General features: G+C 57.8%; 15 protein-coding genes and 1 pseudogene. 4 read left to right on the forward strand and 12 right to left on the reverse strand.

The annotated features are described in order from the left end of the window. Positions 1 to 816 precede the first annotated feature (816 nt). The 7 genes from gltX to JCM15831_RS23370 form a co-directional block, all read right to left on the reverse strand. Positions 817 to 2,151: a glutamate--tRNA ligase gene (gene gltX, locus JCM15831_RS09500; protein ID WP_025824094.1), complete on the reverse strand. Its 1,335-nt coding sequence runs from the start codon at positions 2,149 to 2,151 to the stop codon at positions 817 to 819. Positions 2,152 to 2,351: 200 nt separating this feature from the next. Next, entirely contained in the window at positions 2,352 to 2,987 is a 636-nt protein-coding gene (locus tag JCM15831_RS18005; protein WP_051528433.1) for a hypothetical protein, read from the reverse strand. Beyond that, entirely contained in the window at positions 2,987 to 3,361 is a 375-nt protein-coding gene (locus tag JCM15831_RS09510; protein ID WP_025824095.1) for a hypothetical protein, read from the reverse strand. The genes JCM15831_RS18005 and JCM15831_RS09510 overlap by 1 nt, the downstream gene beginning before the upstream one ends. After that, complete coding sequence (locus JCM15831_RS09515) at positions 3,358 to 4,563, reverse strand: nicotinate phosphoribosyltransferase (RefSeq protein WP_373277633.1); 1,206 nt, start codon at positions 4,561 to 4,563, stop codon at positions 3,358 to 3,360. Before JCM15831_RS09515 ends, JCM15831_RS09510 begins: the two co-directional genes overlap by 4 nt. Next, the gene (locus JCM15831_RS09520; RefSeq protein ID WP_025824097.1) at positions 4,560 to 5,954 is read right to left on the reverse strand and encodes a class II 3-deoxy-7-phosphoheptulonate synthase; all 1,395 of its coding nucleotides are present in this window, start codon (positions 5,952 to 5,954) and stop codon (positions 4,560 to 4,562) included. The genes JCM15831_RS09515 and JCM15831_RS09520 overlap by 4 nt, the downstream gene beginning before the upstream one ends. Before the next feature lie 63 nt (positions 5,955 to 6,017). Continuing rightward, positions 6,018 to 6,293: an alpha-ketoglutarate-dependent dioxygenase AlkB gene (locus JCM15831_RS23365; RefSeq protein ID WP_269530426.1), complete on the reverse strand. Its 276-nt coding sequence runs from the start codon at positions 6,291 to 6,293 to the stop codon at positions 6,018 to 6,020. A gap of 26 nt (positions 6,294 to 6,319) precedes the next feature. Then, entirely contained in the window at positions 6,320 to 6,682 is a 363-nt protein-coding gene (locus tag JCM15831_RS23370; protein ID WP_269530429.1) for an alpha-ketoglutarate-dependent dioxygenase AlkB, read from the reverse strand. 129 nt (positions 6,683 to 6,811) lie between these two features. On the opposite strand from JCM15831_RS23370, the gene JCM15831_RS09530 reads away from it, so the two are divergent. After that, positions 6,812 to 7,198, forward strand: coding sequence for a hypothetical protein (locus JCM15831_RS09530; RefSeq protein ID WP_025824098.1), 387 nt, complete (start codon positions 6,812 to 6,814; stop codon positions 7,196 to 7,198). Between the two features lie 136 nt (positions 7,199 to 7,334). On the opposite strand, the gene JCM15831_RS09535 is transcribed toward JCM15831_RS09530, so the two are convergent. The 3 genes from JCM15831_RS09535 to JCM15831_RS09545 are packed head-to-tail and all read right to left on the reverse strand — an operon-like array spanning position 7,335 to position 12,427. After that, positions 7,335 to 8,726, reverse strand: a complete 1,392-nt coding sequence (locus JCM15831_RS09535) for a carbohydrate porin (RefSeq protein WP_051528434.1) — start codon at positions 8,724 to 8,726, stop codon at positions 7,335 to 7,337. Positions 8,727 to 8,739: 13 nt separating this feature from the next. Then, positions 8,740 to 10,974, reverse strand: a complete 2,235-nt coding sequence (locus JCM15831_RS09540) for a beta-glucosidase (RefSeq protein WP_025824100.1) — start codon at positions 10,972 to 10,974, stop codon at positions 8,740 to 8,742. Between the two features lie 49 nt (positions 10,975 to 11,023). Further along, entirely contained in the window at positions 11,024 to 12,427 is a 1,404-nt protein-coding gene (locus JCM15831_RS09545) for a sugar porter family MFS transporter (RefSeq protein WP_156938817.1), read from the reverse strand. Between the two features lie 307 nt (positions 12,428 to 12,734). On the opposite strand from JCM15831_RS09545, the gene JCM15831_RS18015 reads away from it, so the two are divergent. From JCM15831_RS18015 to JCM15831_RS09560, 3 genes are all read left to right on the forward strand, one after another. Further along, entirely contained in the window at positions 12,735 to 14,963 is a 2,229-nt protein-coding gene (locus JCM15831_RS18015; RefSeq protein ID WP_232228097.1) for a TonB-dependent receptor, read from the forward strand. A 5-nt stretch (positions 14,964 to 14,968) separates the two neighbouring features. Then, a complete protein-coding gene (locus JCM15831_RS22695; protein WP_232228098.1) occupies positions 14,969 to 15,136 on the forward strand; it encodes a hypothetical protein in 168 nt (55 codons plus the stop codon). An 87-nt stretch (positions 15,137 to 15,223) separates the two neighbouring features. Further along, positions 15,224 to 16,054 carry an alpha/beta fold hydrolase gene (locus JCM15831_RS09560; RefSeq protein ID WP_025824102.1) on the forward strand — a complete coding sequence of 277 codons (831 nt, stop codon included), beginning with the start codon at positions 15,224 to 15,226 and terminating at the stop codon, positions 16,052 to 16,054. Positions 16,055 to 16,101: 47 nt separating this feature from the next. Here JCM15831_RS09560 and gorA read toward each other — a convergent pair. Together gorA and JCM15831_RS09570 are read right to left on the reverse strand one after the other, a co-directional pair. Further along, positions 16,102 to 17,490 (reverse strand): annotated as a pseudogene (gene gorA / locus JCM15831_RS18020) (glutathione-disulfide reductase). Between the two features lie 101 nt (positions 17,491 to 17,591). After that, entirely contained in the window at positions 17,592 to 18,476 is an 885-nt protein-coding gene (locus JCM15831_RS09570) for a ferredoxin--NADP reductase (RefSeq protein ID WP_025824103.1), read from the reverse strand. Positions 18,477 to 18,509 lie beyond the last annotated feature (33 nt).

Below are 18,509 nucleotides of genomic sequence, written 5' to 3' on the forward strand. Positions count from 1 at the left end.
TAAGCCGAGCCGGTGCAGCAGAGAAATGTAAATACCAGGCATACTCGTTTACCCTTCAACACAAACTTTTCTCCCCGCCCACGCCCGACTACCTGTTTATTCATCGAAACGTCCGGCTTCATTTGATCTGCACGGATGCCGGGAGGCGCTCGATGTGCCTGCTCACCCGACGCGTCTGGATTAATCTGCTTTGGGAAAAGTTTTGTGTCGAACCATGTATAAATCGTGAATTAAATGTTTAACCGACATATAAATTTCATAATCATTTCGTCATTTATAAATATTCAAACTATTTTACAAGAATTTGTTTTTGGTCATTGACTAAAATGATAATTAGTACAAATAAGTAACGATCTCTGTCCTGAGCTACCGATGGAGGGAACATCTCTCTCGAAGCCTCATCCAGTCGTTTCCTAGCCGCGCACGGCAATCTTCTCAGAGACGATCATCCTCGTCAGTCACCGTGCCTGTCCGACCGAGAACAGGGCGGATTTTTCAAAGACACGGCCCGTCATCACCCACCTCTCCCGCACGCCTAGAAACCAGCTTCGAGGTAAAAGCCTTCTGGCTAAAAAATTTCTGGGCTGGGGAGAGACCGGGAGACGCGCAGCATGAAAGCGGAACAGTCTGCTGCTCTAGGCTGACGCCGCTATGAGGTGAAGCCCTTGTGACCGCACTCGATACGCGAAACCGTCACGGGCTGGCGACCGGGGAAAAGCCGCAGGCTCGCAAATATCAGACCCAATAAAAAACCGATGGCGCCGCTCTCAGCCCCATCGGTTTTTCAATGTCGCAACGAGTATTCTGCTTCCCGGATCAGGTCAGGGCAGCCTCCTGCAAGCGCTGCACAACGCGCTCGCGTCCCATGAGCGGCAGCAGAGCGTGAAGCTCAGGGCCTGCCTCCTCGCCTGTCAAAGCGACGCGAAGGGGATGGAAGAGTGCCTTGCCCTTGCGGCCTGAGACTTCCTTGAGGGCCGTGGTCCAGAGCTTCCAGCTCTGGCCATCCAGAGGAGCTGCTGGAAGCGCCTGCTCGGCCTGGGCAAGAAACTCTGCCTCATCGCGAAGGGCTGGAGGCGCAATGTCGCCCTGCACAACATCCCACCAGAAGGCGATCTCTCCTGTGAGGTCGACATTCCCCTGAATAGCCTGCCAGAACGCCTCGCTGGCGCCCTCTGGCAAGTGGGCCTTCACGTCGTCGAAACTCATGCCATGCAGCAGACGACGATTAAGGCCCAGAAGATGCTGCATGTCGAAACGCGCAGCCGATTTCGACACGTGCGAGAGATCGAAATTGGCGATCGACTCCTCAAGCGTCATCGGCACCGGATCATCCGAGCTCCCGATTTTCGACAGATAGGAGACAACCGATTGCGGCTCCATGCCATCGTGACGCAGCGCACGCAGCGACAGCGCGTCAAAACGCTTGGAGAGCTTGCCACCGCCCTCATCGAGCAGAAGCGGCAAATGGGCAAAGGTGAAGCGCGTCGGCCGACCACCCAGCGCCTCGATGATATCGAGCTGAACACCGGTATTGGTGATGTGATCTTCGCCACGGATGATGTGGGTCACCCCCAGCTCCATGTCATCGACGACGGAGGCCAGCGTGTAGAGTACTGTACCGTCCGCCCGCACCAGAACCGGATCGGAAATAGCTGTCAGCTTGACCGACAGATCATCCATGACCAGGTCACGCCAGCTTTTGTGGCCGTCCGAGAGCTTGAAGCGCCAGTACGGCACTTTGCCGTTGGCTTCTGCCCGCTCACGCTGCTCAGGAGTCAGGCGCAGCATGGCACGATCATAAATGGGTGGCTTGCGTGCCTTCAGACGGGCTTCGCGCTTTGCGGCAAGCTCCTGCTCACTCTCGAAGCAAGGGTAGAGACGTCCTGAGGCCTTGAGGGCCTCAATGGCCAAAGCGTAGCGGTCGAGCCGCTGCGACTGGTGTGCAATTTCGTCCCAGCTCAGGCCCAGCCATTCGAGGTCGGTCTTGATGCCTTGCTCGTACTCCGTCTTCGAACGCTCGATATCGGTGTCATCGATGCGAAGCAGGAATTTGCCGCCGTGATTGCGGGCGTACAGGGCATTGGCGATCGCCAGACGGGCATTGCCAACATGAAGATAGCCGGTCGGGCTTGGAGCGAAGCGCAGTTTCATGCTGCATCTATGCCAAGCGCGCGGGCAATTTGCCAGAGCCCACGCGTGACCCGCGCTTCAGAAAATGAGGCGCGATCAGAAAATGCGGGAGAAGCCACTTCCCTGCAACTCAGCCATAGCCCCGAGCGCACTCGGCGTGACGATTGCCCGCGGGTTGATGTGATTGGTCAGCTCGGCAGCAATCTGCTCCTGACTTCCCCCTACCGATCCGCCCCCGAGAGCCAGAATCCTGCCCGCGTGACTCCAGATCGCATTATGGCAGGCGAGAAAGACCACACCCCGCGCCTGAAGCGCCGGAATGCCTCGCCCTGCGATGCCATAAGCCCCCTGCTCATCCTGATGATGGCGGGAACTCCCCGTCGAGGCTGCTGCAAGGCAGAAACCGTCTCGCCAGCCGGAACCAGACGCGCAAGATCGAAACGAGTCCAGGCTGCTGCATCATAGAGCGCAAGCTGCGCCTCACCCCAGAGTGCCATGACCAGCAAAGCATCGGGATGACCGAACGAGAAAACCTCGCTGTTGATCAGGTTCTGCGCCTCGACCGGCCAGTGACCGGAGAGATCGGCACCAGCGCCAAGCATTTTGCGCCTCCCGCGAAACCCGACAAGGGCTTCGAAAGCGGCATCGTCCCATAAATCAGGATGATCGAGAACGCGCGGTATCGTGGCAAACTGACGTCGACGTGGCAGGGCCGCCAGTTGGCGGCTCAGCTCAGGTAGATTATCCTGAGGTTCTGGTGGCGGGGGCAGAAGAGCCGAGCGCGCCAGGGCGTGGAACGGAGCAGCCGCGCCAAGCGACGCTGCCGCGACAAGAAGTCTGCGCCGGTCGATGGTCATCAGAGCTCGACCTGCTCATCGTCTTCAACAAGGCGGCGGGGATCGAGCGTGCGCCAGTCCCGCTCCATCGGGGTTGCTGGCGATGCTGCAAAATCTTCAAGCTCGGACGCCGATTTCCAGCCGTCATCACCGGCTTCGACAACCATCGCGTCCTCTCCGAACGAGAACCAGGCTTCCAGAACCTCACGCCCGACAGCACCGCCTCTGCGGCAGCGCTCAATGCTGTCGCGCACATAGGCGCGCGCATAGGCATTGGCATGGGCGAGATCCTGAAAGTCCTTGACCTCTTCCACGATTCCTTCTTCCGCCCCGCCCGAATTGTCGAGAATGCGGACAAACCAGCCGCGATCGGGCTCAGCTTCGGAACTGCTCATGCTTCGTCTTCCTTCAGTTTCGACGGGATCTTGTGAAGCAGGAATTCCCGCCCCACCTTCACCCGCTTTTCACCGTCATAGGCAACGATATCGGCGGTCGCATAGGTTTCGTTCCATTTTGCAGGAATGAAAGACCCTGTGCCGACGACATCGAGAGGGGCGTGAGAATCACGCATCGCCATACATTTCTCAAGGCCGAAACCCGAGGATACGATAATCTTGACCTCGGTGAACCCTGCCTCGTTGAGCGTCTCGCGCATCCACCAGATCGAAGCCGCCGACACACCGGTCCCGACAAGGTCCTTCAATTCGTGGTCGGAGCGATAGCGCCTGATCGTGCCCGGCGTGTGACGCTCCAGCACGGCGTAGGAGGATTGCGGGTCCAGCCCTTCGATAAAGCGCCCGCCATGCGTGTCGAGGCGCACACTGATGCGACCCTGCGCCGCCAGCTCGGGAAAGCGGCGGCAGACCGCGAGTGCATCGGTAATCTCCTGACCGAAATAATCGACCAGGACCACGAGGGGATCATCGGGAAACACCTCGCGGTACATTTCCGCCGCGCGCAATGTCGATCCGGCATAACCGATCAGGGCATGGGGCATCGTGCCCAGCCCGTGCGCCTGATCGAAAAATCCGGCCGTGACATCATTGGCGCACCCGATAAAGCCCTTGGCCCCCTCGCGCCGGGCCGCACGAGAGCCAACAGCAGCAGCGTATCCCATAATCTCCTGCATTTCGAAGCCCGCGCAGTGGCGGGCTTCCATCGCCATGAAGGCGGCATCCGGCAGGGCCAGAGCCATCTGATAGGCATTATGGGCAGCAACGCAAGCCGAGCCGAGCTTTTGCAAAAGCAGGGTCTCAAGGGGCGCCATACGCGTGAAAGGCCCCGTCAGATAGAGCAGCGGCTCGCCTGCCCCTACCCAGCTCCCTTCCGGATAAACAGTCTCGATCTGAACGGAAAAGCCCTGCTCGCGGGACACGTTTTCCAGCCACGCGATCATCAGACCATGGGCTGCAATCACCGGGCGTCGGATAAACAGGGCATAAGTGACCTGACACTCGCCGAAGCGGGAGACGATGGCCTGCGTACGATTGAAATACGCATCCGTCCGCGCCCCGATCTCGCTCTGGCTCAGAGCGAGGCGGGGGCTTTGCGCAGCGGCAAGGGCTGCACGTCCCTCCTCGGCTTTAGGCAGGGTCATTTTCCTAGGGCTCCATGATCACGGAAATGCCCTGTCAATTCCTCAGCAAGGAGGAAGGCCATTTCCAGGGATTGCTCTGCATTCAGGCGCGGATCGCAGAACGTCTCGTAACGACCAGCCAGATCGGCTTCGGTCAAGCACTGGGCCCCACCGACGCATTCCGTCACATCCTGCCCGGTCATTTCGATATGAATACCGCCCGGACGAAGCCCAGCCTGCTGGAAGACCGAGAAAAAGCCCTTCACTTCGCCCAGAATTGAGTCAAAGGAGCGCGTCTTGATCTTGTCTGCCGTGCTGATCGTGTTGCCGTGCATCGGATCGCACAGCCAGGTCACGGTACGCCCGCTGCCGCGAACCTTGTCGAGCAGAGGCGGCAGGAACTCGCTCACCTTGTTCACGCCCATACGCGAAATCAGGGTGATCCGTCCGGCTTCATCCTTCGGGTTCAGGATATCGAGCAGCTTTTCCAGATCGTCGAGCGTCGTAGTCGGCCCGACCTTGATCCCGATCGGATTGCCGACACCGCGCAGGAATTCGACATGCGCGCCATCGGGCTGACGCGTACGATCGCCAATCCACAGGAAATGAGCCGAACAGTCGTACCAGTTCTCGCTCAGACTATCGATACGCGTGAGCGCCTGCTCATAAGGCAGAAGCAGCGCCTCATGAGACGTGTAAAACTCGGTCTCATTGATCTGCGGAGCGCTCTGATTGAAGCCACAGGCCCCCATGAAAGACAGGGTCTCGTCGATACGCTGGGCCAGGTCCTGATACCGTTCGGCCAGCGGCGAGCGCTTGACGAAGCCCAGATTCCAGCGATGCACTTCGTGGAGATTGGCATACCCGCCAGACGCGAACGCCCGCAGCAGGTTCATCACGCCAACAGACTGGAAATAGCCGGTTTCCATGCGTCCCGGATCGGGGAGACGCGCAGCTTCGGTAAATTCCGGACCATTGATGATATCACCGCGATAACAGGGCAGCGTCACCCCATTCTGGGTCTCGGTGTCAGACGACCGTGGCTTGGCATACTGCCCGGCCATGCGCCCGATCTTGATGACAGGCACTTTGGCACCGAAGGTCAGAACCACGGCCATCTGCAACAGGACACGAAACGTGTCGCGCACGATGTCAGCCGTAAACTCATTGAAGCTTTCGGCACATGCACCGCCCTGAAGCACGAAGGCCTCGCCACGCGCTGCCTTGGCGAGCTGGCTCTTCAGGCGCCGCGTCTCACCGGCAAACACCAGGGGCGGATATCGACGCAGGCGTGCTTCAACGGAGTCGAGCGCGGCTGCATCAAGATAGTGCGGTGCCTGGCGAATGGAGTGCGACCGCCAGCTCGACGGCGTCCAGCCGGCGTGCTGGGCGGGTTCGCGGTTCGGGTGCATGACTACAATCTTCCTTCGGGTCAAAAAGAGGGGTTTTACTATGGAGCGGAATGTCTCTGACGCCTAGGGGCTATCCTCGGCAGTCACGCGGCGGAACGTCAGATTCCAACGATACGCTCCCGTCAAAGGATGCATGTCGACACCGAGTGGCGCGACCCCGTGATAGTTGAAACGCGAAGCTCCCCCCCAGACCACAACATCACCACTCAACAGCGATACTTTTCTCACGCGCTTCGTTCGCGACGTGCCACCAAACAGAAATTGCGCAGCGACACCCAAAGAGACCGAGACGATCGGACTTTCAGGGGCATCCTCGTCGCTATCCTGATGCAGACCCATCCGGGCCCCCGGCGCATAGCAGTTGATCAGACAGGCCTGAGGCAAAAAGTCTCAAATCCAGCTTGTGCAGCGCATTCTTGCGCAAAAGTGATCCACTCTTCTGGCATGGGAGGCCAGGCCTTTCCGCTGAGCGGGTCGCAGGACTCGTATCGATAGCCTGCGGCATCGGAATGCCAGCCGAGGGCGCCACAATTTGTCATTCGGACAGAAAAACGACGCCCACCCGGCGTCATCAGCTGCCTCAAGGGAGCCTGAGCGAGCACCGCCTCTACCTGCGTCATCAATTTTTCCTGCAGCGCGGCTGCACCACCTGGCAGGAACAACGCACCCGGACCAAGCTTTTCTGGCACCCTGGCAGCACTGAACAGGTCATCCATCACAATAGGCACTTGCCGCCTCCGGTCACACCACTTACTTGGCATTATCATCAGCGCCAGAGATCGGGGTTATTTCCGAATTGGCAACCACCGTCCCCGTACGGCATTCGAAACGGGACGAAACTGCAAGGGAATGCTTCGATGGCAAAATTCCAACGCGGCGCTTTTCTGGCCGCCACTCTGTTTGTCCTGCCTGCGGGCACCGCCTGGGCTCAGTTCACGGGAGAGAATGCCCCAAGTGATGCGCACGCTCCGCAGAAGGCCAGCCCGGATGGTGGCGTGGAATATCGCGGAAAAGGCGAGCACCTGACAGCCAAGGGCCGCCATTCCCTTCCGCCGGGCTATCAGGAAACCCCCAGCTCCGAATTCAACCACGGACCAGACCCCGATCACGCAGATAACGTGCAGCGCGACGCCGTTACCGGCGCCGATCTGAGCAAGTTCGGCTCCGCTTATTCAAATAGCAGCCCGGTTCAGAGCGGTCAGCTCGGCGATGCCTCGGGTAATGGCTGGGTCGCACCGCGCTAAAGAAGACTGTCTCCCGGGGGCAAGCCTACCGGGAGACAATCGAGACTCCACTCCCCTCCGCCAAAGGGTGAAAACGCAGGGTTTTACGCCTCCGCTCGCTGGCCTGCCGCTTTTTGCCACAGCCGCATTAATCACTTCAGAATGACAACGTGAACTGCCCCTGTAACGTAAGGGCATCTGCGTAGAGCCGCGACACCACAGGATGTGTCGTATAGCTCGTCGTCCCGACAAAATAGATACCTCGATGAACATGAGCGGCGTAGGCCACCGACGTTGTCGTACTGTGATCGAATTTGCGAGGCGCAAATTGTTGCAGGTTCCGCTGCGCCGCCGCACCGATCTTGTTGTAGGTGAAGCCGATCGACAGCATGTCTTTCTCATGTCCCGGAAACGGACCGAGTGAATAAAGCGTCGCTGCATAATCATCGGTGAACACGTTTTTGGTACGATCTGCATGATCGGTTTTCAGATCGATATACCATCCGAGATAGGGGATCTCTGGATTGGTCTGGATGAGCTGCTGATCGAACACGACATAGAACGCAGAATTGGAATGGCTGTAAGCCCGCGTCCGATAATCGTAATAGGACGAGCTGTTATAGATCCCTCCGGCACGGAACCATGTCATCAGCCTGCCTTTGGAAGGTCGCTGCCGGAACCCGATCTCGTCCACATAGATCGGTTTGGCACCGTTAACGCGAAAATTGACGCCCGAAGGATTGGCTCGTGAATCGACAGCGAAACCGTCCGGACTCTGGCTGCGCGCAAAGCCGAAATGGTTATAAAAACGCCGGTCATGGGCGTACATGCGAATATCGAGCCCAGGTGTTGGCATATACATCGACATACCGACCTGGTTGGGAATGATGCTGGTCGGACCCAAAGCGCTCGAGGCCGTACTCGTCCCGAGGAAAAGGCCGTAGAACTGGCCCAACATACCGTAATATCCGTACTGTGCGGTGATGCGGCCGTTGAAGAATGTCTGAAAGATCGTCGCCTGGCTTAGAGCTGTGCCCCTCACCCCGGCATTGGGATAAGCCGTCTGCCAGTTATTCATGGACAAGGTCAGCTGCGAGCCCTTGTTGAGCCCGACCCGCTCCATATCATAGGTCATATTGAGCCAGAGATTGCCCGAGAAATTGGGACTCTGCCCGTTATAGGCCTGCGGTTTACCCTGATGTCCGAGAACGTCATAGATCTCGCCGAAAGAGTAATACCCCTCGAAAAGGAAGCCCTTACGCGCAAGTGCATCGCGCAATCCGAACTGATCGGGAAAGAGCGTGTCGCATGTGGTAATGATGGGTGATTCAGACCCTTTGGTGATCATGTCATCGTATTTATGACAGCTCTCATCCGCTTTTACCGTGGTACGCTGCTCCTCAAGCGGAGGCAGATTGGTGTAATTCGTCTCCTGCGCCATCAGCGGCTCAACACTGCCAGCGACAATGACCGTTAGCAGCACGGATCGCAGGATCGACCGCCTTTCGGCGGTCGGCTCCCTTCTGCCCTGAGAGAGTGAAGTGGGCATCAGCTCTCACCCCTCACTGAGCGTCGATCTGGATACTGGCCGAAGGGCCAGTCTGATCGGCTGCATTCTGAGCCAGAACGAAGCGATAGCTGCCAGCGGGCTGTTTCCAGTCCTTCTGCGCCAGATCATAGCGTGACGTCGCATAAGGAGAGAGCGGCACGTCAACAACGCGGCTCTCACCCGGAGAGAGCGTCACACGTGCATAACCTGCGAGACGCAGCGGTGTTCCATCAGGAGCATGGGCGTAAATCTGCACCACATCATCGCCGACGCGCTTGCCTTTATTCGTCACTGTTGCGCGTGCCATGATCGTCTCGCCGTTCTTCGAGACGGTGAGCGCGTCATGAGAGAACTGCGTGTAGCTCAGACCGAAGCCAAAGGGGAAAGCAGGGGTAATCTTGCGATCGGCAAACCAGCGATAGCCGACATTGGCACCCTCGATATTCAGGTTGTAATTCTTGAGATAGGCAACCTGGACCTTTTCGAAAGGAACAGCGCCCGCATGGTGCCCTGCGCCGGGCAGTTCCGGACGGGGAAGATCAGAAAGCGCTTTCGGCCATGTGGTTGTCAGGCGGCCGGACGGCGCCACCTTGCCGGTCAGAAGATTGGCAATGGCATCGCCGCCAGACGAACCGGGATACCAGGCCTCCAGCACCGCGCCGACCTTTCCAAACCACGGCATAACGACGGGATTGCCGGTCTCGAGCACGACCACACTCTTCTTGTTGACCCGAGCCACCGCCTCGATCAGGGCGTTATCGGAATCCTCCAGGGCCAGATCTGGCGCGTCGAGGGTTTCACCCTGCCATTTGGTCGCAAAGACAATGACAGCGTCCGCTTTCCCGGCAAGATCGGCGACCTGAGCGAGATCGGTGCCTTCATTATAGACAATCTTCGCTCCGGGCATCGCCGCCCGCAACGCATCGACCGGTGCATTCGGATTATAAATGATCGGGTGGGGCGCCGTCTCCAGGCTGGCCTGAATAGGATCGACGACAGCACTTCCGCCCCGTGGAAGAACAGCCGAACTCCCTCCTCCAGCAATCACACCCTTATCTGCATGTCCGCCGATCACGAGGATTGTCCCCGACGAGGCAAGCGGCAAAGTCTCATGCTCATTGCGCATGAGGACGGCACCTGCCTCTTCGATACGACGCGCCACCGCCATATGAGCCGCAATCTCCGCGGCGCCTTCAGCCGGTCGCTCCTGATCATCAAACAAACCGTTGGCAATCATGGCCGTCAGAATATGACGAACCTTCATGTCAAGAAGCGCAGCTCCCTCGGGCTTGTCGGCCATTTTGCGCATGTGGTCGATAAATTTGGGATCGCTGTCGAAGGTCGGCGCCGAGTCCTGATCGAGCCCGGCCTTGACCGCCGCAGCACTATCGACGAGCGCGCCCCAATCGCTCATGACGAAGCCTTCGTAACCCCATTCGCTGCGAAGCACGTCGGTCAGGAGATAGGGGCTCTGACAGGCGTAAAGATCATTGACCCGGTTATAGGAACACATGATGCTACCGGGCTTCGCCTCCTGAACGGCAATCCTGAAGGCCAGGAGGTCTGACTCATTGAGAGCTGGAAGAGCCAGATCGAGACTGCTCTTCATACGCCCGGTCTCATAAGAATTGACCGCGTAATGCTTGACCGTCGAAATCACATGCTGGCTTTGCACCCCTTCGACCTGAGCGGCGGCAATGGCGCCTGCCAGAATGGGATCCTCGCCCATATATTCAAAATTTCGACCAGCACGAGGATCACGCACCAAGGTGACGGCTCCGGCCAGCAGCACATTAAAGCCGCGATGTCTGGCCTCGGTGCCAATCATCGCCCCCCCTTCCCTTGTAAGAGCGGGATCGAACGATCCTGACATCGCCTGTCCAGCGGGCAGCACCGTTGCACCGTCGCCGGGGCGCACATTGAGCGGGTTCGTCACACCGAGACCGGCATCGCTGATCTGAAGGGCGGGCACACCCAAACGCCCGATCGGCGCAACATAAGCTGCCGAGCCGGCAGCACCTGCAGGTTTTTTGTAGGAACCGTATCCATATCCCAGCTCACTTGTGACGAGATGAAGCTTCTCGGCTTTCGTCATCGCCTTCATCAGCGTCGCAACGCGATCCTGGGTCGAAGCTGATTTGTCCTGCCAGGGAGCGGGCGCGGCCATGGCGAGAGAACCTGTCAGAAAAGCCGTCATGCCAACGGCAAGAGCGAGACGCTTCTTCAGTGGGAAAGAATTGGAGGACATCTTCCATTTTCCTTTGTTCAAGTAATCGCAAATTGGTTGATTGCGGGGCCTAGCGCCCGATCTCTCGCAGCCTTGCGCCGCTATTGAGCCTCTGCTCGATGGCCTCGAGCGACACCCCGCGCGTTTCGGGTACGAAAAGAAGAGTAAAAGCGATGAAGAGGACATTGAGGGCGGCGTAGAGCCAGAAGGTGTGCGACGCGCCGAAACTGCCCAGAAGCGTCAGGAAGGTCGCACCCACCGCCATATTCGCGATCCAGTTCGTGAAGGTGGAGCACGTCACGCCAAAGTCGCGCCCCTCAAGAGGCTGCACTTCTGCACACAAAATCCAGATGAGCGGGCCTGCGGAAAAGGCAAAACCAGTAATGAACAAGAGCAGCACTGCGACCGCCAGGTAATGCATGATGGAGCTCGATCCTGCTCCGTATGAAAGCAGAACAGCCAGAGCCCCCATGCCCACCGCCATGATCGAAAAACCGGCAAACAACATCGGGCGTCGGCCCCAGCGATCGACGAAGCTGATGGCAATGAAGGTCGCGAGCATGTTGACCAGCCCGACGATTGCCGTGCCCCACATCTGACCGTCCTGACCGAAACCGGCCACTTCGAAAATGCGCGGCGCGTAATACATGACGACATTGATACCGGTCAGCTGCTGAACGATTTGCAGCCCGATCCCGAGAAAAACCGACCGCCGAAAATTGGGATTTTCCAGAAAAAGGGACAGGCCGCGCTGCTTCTCCTGCAGCCTGTTTTGAATCTCCCAGATTTCCTTTTCTGCTTCTTCTCGCGACGGACGCAGGCTTGTGAGCGTTTCTAGCGCCTCGTTACGACGACCACGCAGCATCAGCCAACGCGGACTATCGGGCAGAAAGAGCGAGCCGAACATGAAGACAGCCCCCGGAAGGGCGACAATCCCGAGCATCCAGCGCCAGGCTCCGTAATACGAAAAGATCGCATCGGAAACGAAGGCGAGCAGAATGCCGAGCGTGATCATAAGCTGATAGACCGAGATCAGGCTGCCACGGTGCTGCTCGTCTGCAACCTCCGAAATATAGAGGGGGGCTACAAAGCTCGCGATACCGATCGCAAGTCCCAGAAGGGCACGCGCAATGATGAGAGCAGTAATTCCTTGAGCAACAACGCTCAACAATGCGCCGAACATAAAAAGAAAGGCGCTCAGTACAAGCGCCTTTTTACGTCCGAAACGATATGAAAGCTGTCCGGCAAAAACGGCACCGACCGCAGCGCCGAACATCATGGATGAAACAATCCACTCCTGCGCCACATCGCCCGCATGGAATTCCTTGGCAATGAAACCGAGCGCGCCGGATATCACGCCAATATCCAGGCCGAACATGAGCCCGGCTATGGCTGCGAGTATGGCCGCCAATAACATTTTGCCGACCAGAGGTATTTTCTCCCCCACCCGGGCCTGATGTTGCGAATAGCCCATAGCACTCCCCATCGTTTCATCAGTGGCGACAACAGAACACGAGTCGCGTGATGTTTAACTATTTTTATGGGATAGTTTACTAATCATACATTGTTTAATCACATAGCCGCGACGGCATTCACCTTTATTTGTTTCGATCTACGATTTAATCACTTGAGTCATTACTAGTCGTGGAAAACGAGTTCATGATTTCATCATAAAAACGAAATAAAACCGTGGTTTGAAGAAAAAGAAACGTTTTGACATCGTCCCGTTCACATAGGGCGGCGCAATCATGTGGCGGCCCTGGGATGATCAGGATCAGGCCATGTCGTTTTCGCGTTTCGCCTGTAAACGGGCTTTTCTCCCGGTCGGCACCTTCTGCCTCGTCACCGTCGCCTCGCTCGGTACCGATCACCCGGCGATGGCCAAATCCCATCACAGGCAACCCTCAGCCGTTAAAGGCAAGGCGCCGATAACTCCCTCGAAAACGCCGGAGAGGAAACCGCATGCGCTGATGACGTCACACGACGAAAATGTCAGCGTTTCGGCCCGTCGTGTCGTGCAGGGGGGCGGCATGATGGCACGTCAGACCGAGGCGAAAACAATCAGCATGGTCACGCAGGATTACATCGCCAAACAATCCCCACTCGTTAATCCCGGTGTGCTCGTTTCGAGCCTGCCGGGTGTGCAGGGGACGAATGAAGGCCCCCTCAGCACCACGTCGGAGACGGTCCATATTCGTGGGCTCGACCAGACCCAGATCGGCATGGTGTACGAGGGAATGCCTCTTGCCGATCCCTTCTCGTACGGCGCCTACACTTCGGCCATGGTCGATAACGAAGACCTTGCCAATGTGTCCGTGAGCCAAGGGTCGTCGGATCTGACCGCCCCCACCTATAATGCCGATGGCGCACAGATGACCATGACCCTGCGCCACCCCGGAACTCACTTCGCAGCCTATGCGGAGGGGTCTGGCGGCACGCATAGTTCAAACAAGGAGTTTGTCCGGATCGATACGGGCGAGATCGGCCATAGCGGCGTCACCAGCTTCGTTTCCGGATCCTATTCGAGCGGCAATCTCTGGCGTGGGCCGGGCAGCCTTTACCGCTGGCATCTGGACGCCGCCGTTGAAAAACACTGGACGCCCAAAAGCAGTTCCGAGCTAATTTTTGGCTATAATTACGCCAACCAGACGGAATGGGTTTATCCAAACCTTGCCCAGTGGCGCCAATATGGCACGAGCTACAATACGCACGCTCAGTATAAGCCGGGCGACACACTCTATTATAAACTCAATACCAAGGCGACGAACGCCGTCGTGGGTACATTGAAAAATCATTTCGATCTGGGCGACGGCTTTGCTCTCGATGCTCAACCTTATGCTGTCGAAACCTATGGCCCGAATAATTACGGCGCCAATATTCCCGTCACCAACGGGTATCGCGGCACACAGTCCTATGCCGTGCTGGACGGGTATACGCCTGCGAAAGGATCGATCACCGCGATCAGCATCCATCCCTGGGTGCAAACATCGAGCGGGCTCAATCTGATCGGTTCATGGCATCGCGGCATCAATACCGTCAAATTTTCATACTGGTACAGCTACGCCGTCCATACGGAATTTCAGAACCATTACCCGGTCAACGCGCAAGGACAATATACGCAAAACAATGGCTATCTCACCGCTGGGGGGAAAGCCGTCACCCAATATGACATCAACGGCTTTCAGCAGCTCAATGCACTTGGGCTTGAGGACCAGCTCAAGCTCTTTCACGATCGGCTCACCCTCGATGCCGGGCTTCGTGCGAATATGATCTCACGTAGCTTCACCGAAGATCTGCCCGGCTCGCAGCCTTATAAATCCGTGAAGAACATGTTCATCCCGGCGCCGCAGATTCTGATCTCCTATCAGCTCACCCCGGAAGACCAGATCTACGTCAATGGCACGACCGGATATCGCGCACCCTCGTCGTTTCAGGCACAGGTGCCTGTCTACACGTTCACCTCCCCTGTCCCTGTCACACAGCCTCTGGCCAATTTCACCCCCGAATACATGATCGGAGAAGAAATCGGCTTCCGTCATTATGGGCCGGTGATGGCCACGATATCCGGGTTCAACTACAATCTGACCCATCATCAGATTAGCAGTGTCTCGTATATTCCGGGCACGAGCATCCTGTCGTCGCAGCCCATCGATGCGGGTGGCGAGTCCGCCATGGGCATCCAGGCCGAGCTTTCAACGCACCCTTGGCACCACTTCAGCGCCTACGCCTCAGGCCAGTATATGCATACGAAAATCGGCAATAATATTGCCTATATGGGCGATGTCCTGCCAACCAGAGGCAAGCAGGAAGTGGCCTCACCTAAGTTTCTGGGTGCGCTGGGGCTAACCTATGACGACGGCACCACCTTCGGTAATTTCAACTTCCGTTACTCGGACTCTCAATATTCCACGCTTATGAACGATCAAAGCATTCCAGCCTATTTCACGGCAGATGCTCCATCGGTCGCTGGCTGCCACGCTTTGGACGGGTTCACCCCAAGGCCATGGTGAGCCTCATGAATATCGGCGACGTGCATTACCTTTCATCCGTCACGGGTTTTACGCCAACGGCCGCCGTAGCCATCAAAGGCATCGGGGGCAAGACTTTGGTCGGTTCGCAGCCCTCCTATGCCGTCGGGACCGGTTTCGCCGCGATCGCGACCGTCTCTGCGAGTTTCGAATGATCACACTCACGTCGCCTCGGGAACTCAGGTGCTGAAGGCCAGTTCTTGCCTTCGACCCTCTCTGAACCGCTCGAAAAGGATGCGATCATGCCCTCGCTGAAACTGCGTGATGGAAACAGCCTCCACTACAAGGATATGGGCGCGGGTCGTCCGGTTCTTCTGGTCCATGGATGGCCGCTGACCGGCGATATGTGGGAGTTTCAGACCTTGGCGCTGCTCGAAGCTGGCTATCGTGTCATCACCTATGACCGTCGTGGTTTCGGACAGTCCAGCCACCCTTACGGCGGTTATGACTACGAAACCCTGACGACGGATCTTGCTGAACTCATCGAGCACCTCAACTTGACCGATCTGAGCCTCGTGGGCTTTTCAATGGGCGGAGGGGAAGTAACCCGCTATGCCAGTCGCTATGGCACCTCGCGACTGGCTGGGGTCGGCTTGATTGCATCCGTCGTGCCTTTCCTGCTCCAGACATCCGATAATCCTGACGGCGTGCCCGTCGATGTCTTCGCAGATTTCAAGGCGCAGATCCGCCGCGATCGCTTTCACTTCCTCGCCGAATTTCTCAAAGGGTTCTATGGCGTCAGCTTGATCCGTAAACCTGTCAGTCAGGCGCTGATCGACTGGAGCTTTACGCTCGGCATCATGGCGAGCCCAAATGCAACACTCGACTGCATCGACAGCTTCAGCCGGACCGATTTCCGCCTCGATCTCGCAGCTCTGACCGTGCCTGTTCTGGTTGTGCATGGCACGGGTGACAAAACGGTGCCTTACGAGCTGACAGGTAAACGCGTCAGCGAACTCGTGCCGCACGCCCGCTATGTTGAATATGACAGCGCACCGCACGGTCTCTTTGCGACCGACGCCGAAGCCCTGAACCGAGATCTTCTTGGCTTTCTGGCCAGCACGCAGGCTTAAAGTCCAACTGAACACCCGGCCCGATTACGGGCCGGGTGCACTCTGGATCAGGCCGTCTTACTGACCTGACGCGTCGGGCTGCGCATCGTGACGAATTCCTCTGCTGTCGTCGGATGGATGCCGATCGTACGATCGAAATCACGCTTGGTGAGCCCACCGGTGACGGCAATAGCAACACCCTGCATCAGCTCCGCAGCCGCCTCGCCCATCATATGTGCGCCGACGACTTTCTGGCTCTCACGCTCGACCACGAGCTTCATAAAAGCTTTGCGATCGCGTCCGATAAGAGTCTGGCGCAAAGGACGAAATGACGCCGTAAAGACCTCGAGATCGGCCTGCCTGGCGGCCTCTTCCTCAGTCAGCCCGACGCTTGCGAGTGTCTCGGAGAAGAACACCGCTTTGGGTGTCGTCTCGTAAGACCAGTCACGCGGCGGGTGCTTGGAGAACAGACGCTCTGCCAGCGTATGCCCCTCACCGATCGCAACCGGCGTGAGATTGATCCGGTCGGTTACGTCACCAATGGCGTAGATATTTGGCACCGAGCTGGTCGACTGGGCATCGACCACGATCGCGCCCTTTTCGGTCTTCACCCCGACCGCATCCAGCCCCAACCCGTCGACATTCGGCTTGCGCCCCGTCGCGAAGAACACACAATCCGTCTCGATCTTCTCGCCGTTCGAGAGGCTCACCCGGCGCGTTTCGTTTTCGAGAGCCTCGATTTTCTCAGGAGAGATGCCTGCATGAACGGTAATGCCATGTTTCGGCAATGCCTCAAGCAGCTGCTCGCGCAGTTCCTGATCGAAGCCACGCAAGGCAGATCCTGACGGAAAATCAGATCGACCTTCGAGCCCAGCCCTGCAAAGATTCCGGCAAACTCGATCCCGATATAGCCACCGCCGATGATGCAGACCCGCTCGGGGCGCTGCGGCAGATGAAACGCCTCATCGGAGATGATGCCCAGCTCTGCGCCTTCAATCGGTGCGCGCACAGGGCGCCCCCCCGTGGCAATCACGATCTTCGACGCTGTCACACGCTTGCTCAGCATTCTCATCCAGAGGCCCCGGACCGATCTCAACCGTATTGGCATCGATCAGACGTGCCCGCCCCACGAAGAGCTCGACATTCGCCTTGCCCAGCATGGATTTGTAGATGCCATCGAGGCGCTCGATTTCCTTGTCCTTGGCGGCGATGAAGCGCGGCCAGTCATGCTTCCCAAGCTGAACATCCCACCCATAGGCACGGGCATCATCCGCTGCTTCGACAGCTTCGGAGGCGTATACCATCAGTTTTTTGGGGACGCAGCCGAGATTAACGCAGGTGCCGCCCCAATGGCGGCTCTCGGCAATGGCGACACGCGCACCGTTCTGGGCAGCGATACGCGCACAGCGCACGCCGCCGGATCCGGCACCTATCACAAAAAGATCGAAATCCGGCATGAGGCTTCTCTCCAATATAAAACGCGGCCGGGAGAGCTCCCGACCGCGCACAAGATCATCATCGCTCTTTGTTGCGCCCGTTCAGAACGGGCCAAAAGGGCTCAGCGTTCCGCAAAAGCCTTTTCGACAACATAAGAGCCCTGATTGCTCATATTGCCCTCATCGAACCCCATGGCGAGCAGAAGCTTTTCGGTGTCGGCCAGCATCTCGGGCGACCCGCAGATCATCACGCGATCATGCTCGGGATCGAGCTTGGGCAGGCCCAGATCTTCGAAGATCTTGCCGTTTTCGATCAACGTGGTGATGCGATCCGTCACGGCGTAGTCTTCACGCGTGACAGCCGGATAGTATTTGAGCTGCTTGGAGACGAACTCGCCGAGAAATTCATGCTTCGGCAGGTCGTGGCGGATATGGTTCAGATAAGCCAGCTCGCCCGAAACGCGCACCGTATGGCTAAGCACCACATTCTCGTAGCGCTCGTAGCATTCCGGATCTTCGATCAGGCTCATGAACGGCGCCAGACCCGTTCCGGTCGAGAGGAAATACAGGTTCCGGCCCGGACGAAGATTGTCGAGCAGCAACGTCCCGACAGGCTTGCGCCCGACGAGCACGGTATCGCCCACCTTCACATGGCGCAGACGTGACGTCAGCGGGCCGTCTTCCACTGCGATGGAGAGGAATTCGAGCTCTTCCTCATAATTGGCCGAGGCGATGGAATAGGCGCGCAGGAGCGGCTTGCCCTCAACCTCGATGCCTATCATCGTGAACTGACCGTTTTCAAAACGCAGGCCGGGGTCACGGGTGCAGGTGAAGGTGAAGAGGCGGTCTGTCCAGTGATGAACGCTCAGCACTTCGCATGCCTGAAGGTGACCGTATTCCTTGCTGGGCGGTGCCAGACGATACTGACCCGGATGCCCTTCAACAGGCAGAAGCCCGGTCAGAGGCTCGGAGATGGTCGGCATGGGAAGCGAGACGGGCGCGTTCATCGGAAGTCTTTCGCAAACAAACAGGGGGCGGGC

Origin of the sequence: Asaia astilbis JCM 15831, from assembly GCF_000613845.1 — a bacterium.
GTDB lineage: Bacteria > Pseudomonadota > Alphaproteobacteria > Acetobacterales > Acetobacteraceae > Asaia > Asaia astilbis.

Excerpts from the sequence above, each read along its gene's own strand:
- gltX (WP_025824094.1), bottom strand. The coding sequence starts at position 2,151 with ATGAAACTGCGCTTCGCTCCAAGCCCGACCGGCTATCTTCATGTTGGC.
- JCM15831_RS18005 (WP_051528433.1), bottom strand. The coding sequence starts at position 2,987 with ATGACCATCGACCGGCGCAGACTTCTTGTCGCGGCAGCGTCGCTTGGC.
- JCM15831_RS09510 (WP_025824095.1), bottom strand. The coding sequence starts at position 3,361 with ATGAGCAGTTCCGAAGCTGAGCCCGATCGCGGCTGGTTTGTCCGCATT.
- JCM15831_RS09515 (WP_373277633.1), bottom strand. The coding sequence starts at position 4,563 with ATGACCCTGCCTAAAGCCGAGGAGGGACGTGCAGCCCTTGCCGCTGCG.
- JCM15831_RS09520 (WP_025824097.1), bottom strand. The coding sequence starts at position 5,954 with ATGCACCCGAACCGCGAACCCGCCCAGCACGCCGGCTGGACGCCGTCG.
- JCM15831_RS23365 (WP_269530426.1), bottom strand. The coding sequence starts at position 6,293 with ATGGGTCTGCATCAGGATAGCGACGAGGATGCCCCTGAAAGTCCGATC.
- JCM15831_RS09530 (WP_025824098.1), top strand. The coding sequence starts at position 6,812 with ATGGCAAAATTCCAACGCGGCGCTTTTCTGGCCGCCACTCTGTTTGTC.
- JCM15831_RS09535 (WP_051528434.1), bottom strand. The coding sequence starts at position 8,726 with ATGCCCACTTCACTCTCTCAGGGCAGAAGGGAGCCGACCGCCGAAAGG.
- JCM15831_RS09540 (WP_025824100.1), bottom strand. The coding sequence starts at position 10,974 with ATGTCCTCCAATTCTTTCCCACTGAAGAAGCGTCTCGCTCTTGCCGTT.
- JCM15831_RS09545 (WP_156938817.1), bottom strand. The coding sequence starts at position 12,427 with ATGGGCTATTCGCAACATCAGGCCCGGGTGGGGGAGAAAATACCTCTG.
- JCM15831_RS18015 (WP_232228097.1), top strand. The coding sequence starts at position 12,735 with ATGTCGTTTTCGCGTTTCGCCTGTAAACGGGCTTTTCTCCCGGTCGGC.
- JCM15831_RS22695 (WP_232228098.1), top strand. The coding sequence starts at position 14,969 with ATGAATATCGGCGACGTGCATTACCTTTCATCCGTCACGGGTTTTACG.
- JCM15831_RS09560 (WP_025824102.1), top strand. The coding sequence starts at position 15,224 with ATGCCCTCGCTGAAACTGCGTGATGGAAACAGCCTCCACTACAAGGAT.
- JCM15831_RS09570 (WP_025824103.1), bottom strand. The coding sequence starts at position 18,476 with ATGAACGCGCCCGTCTCGCTTCCCATGCCGACCATCTCCGAGCCTCTG.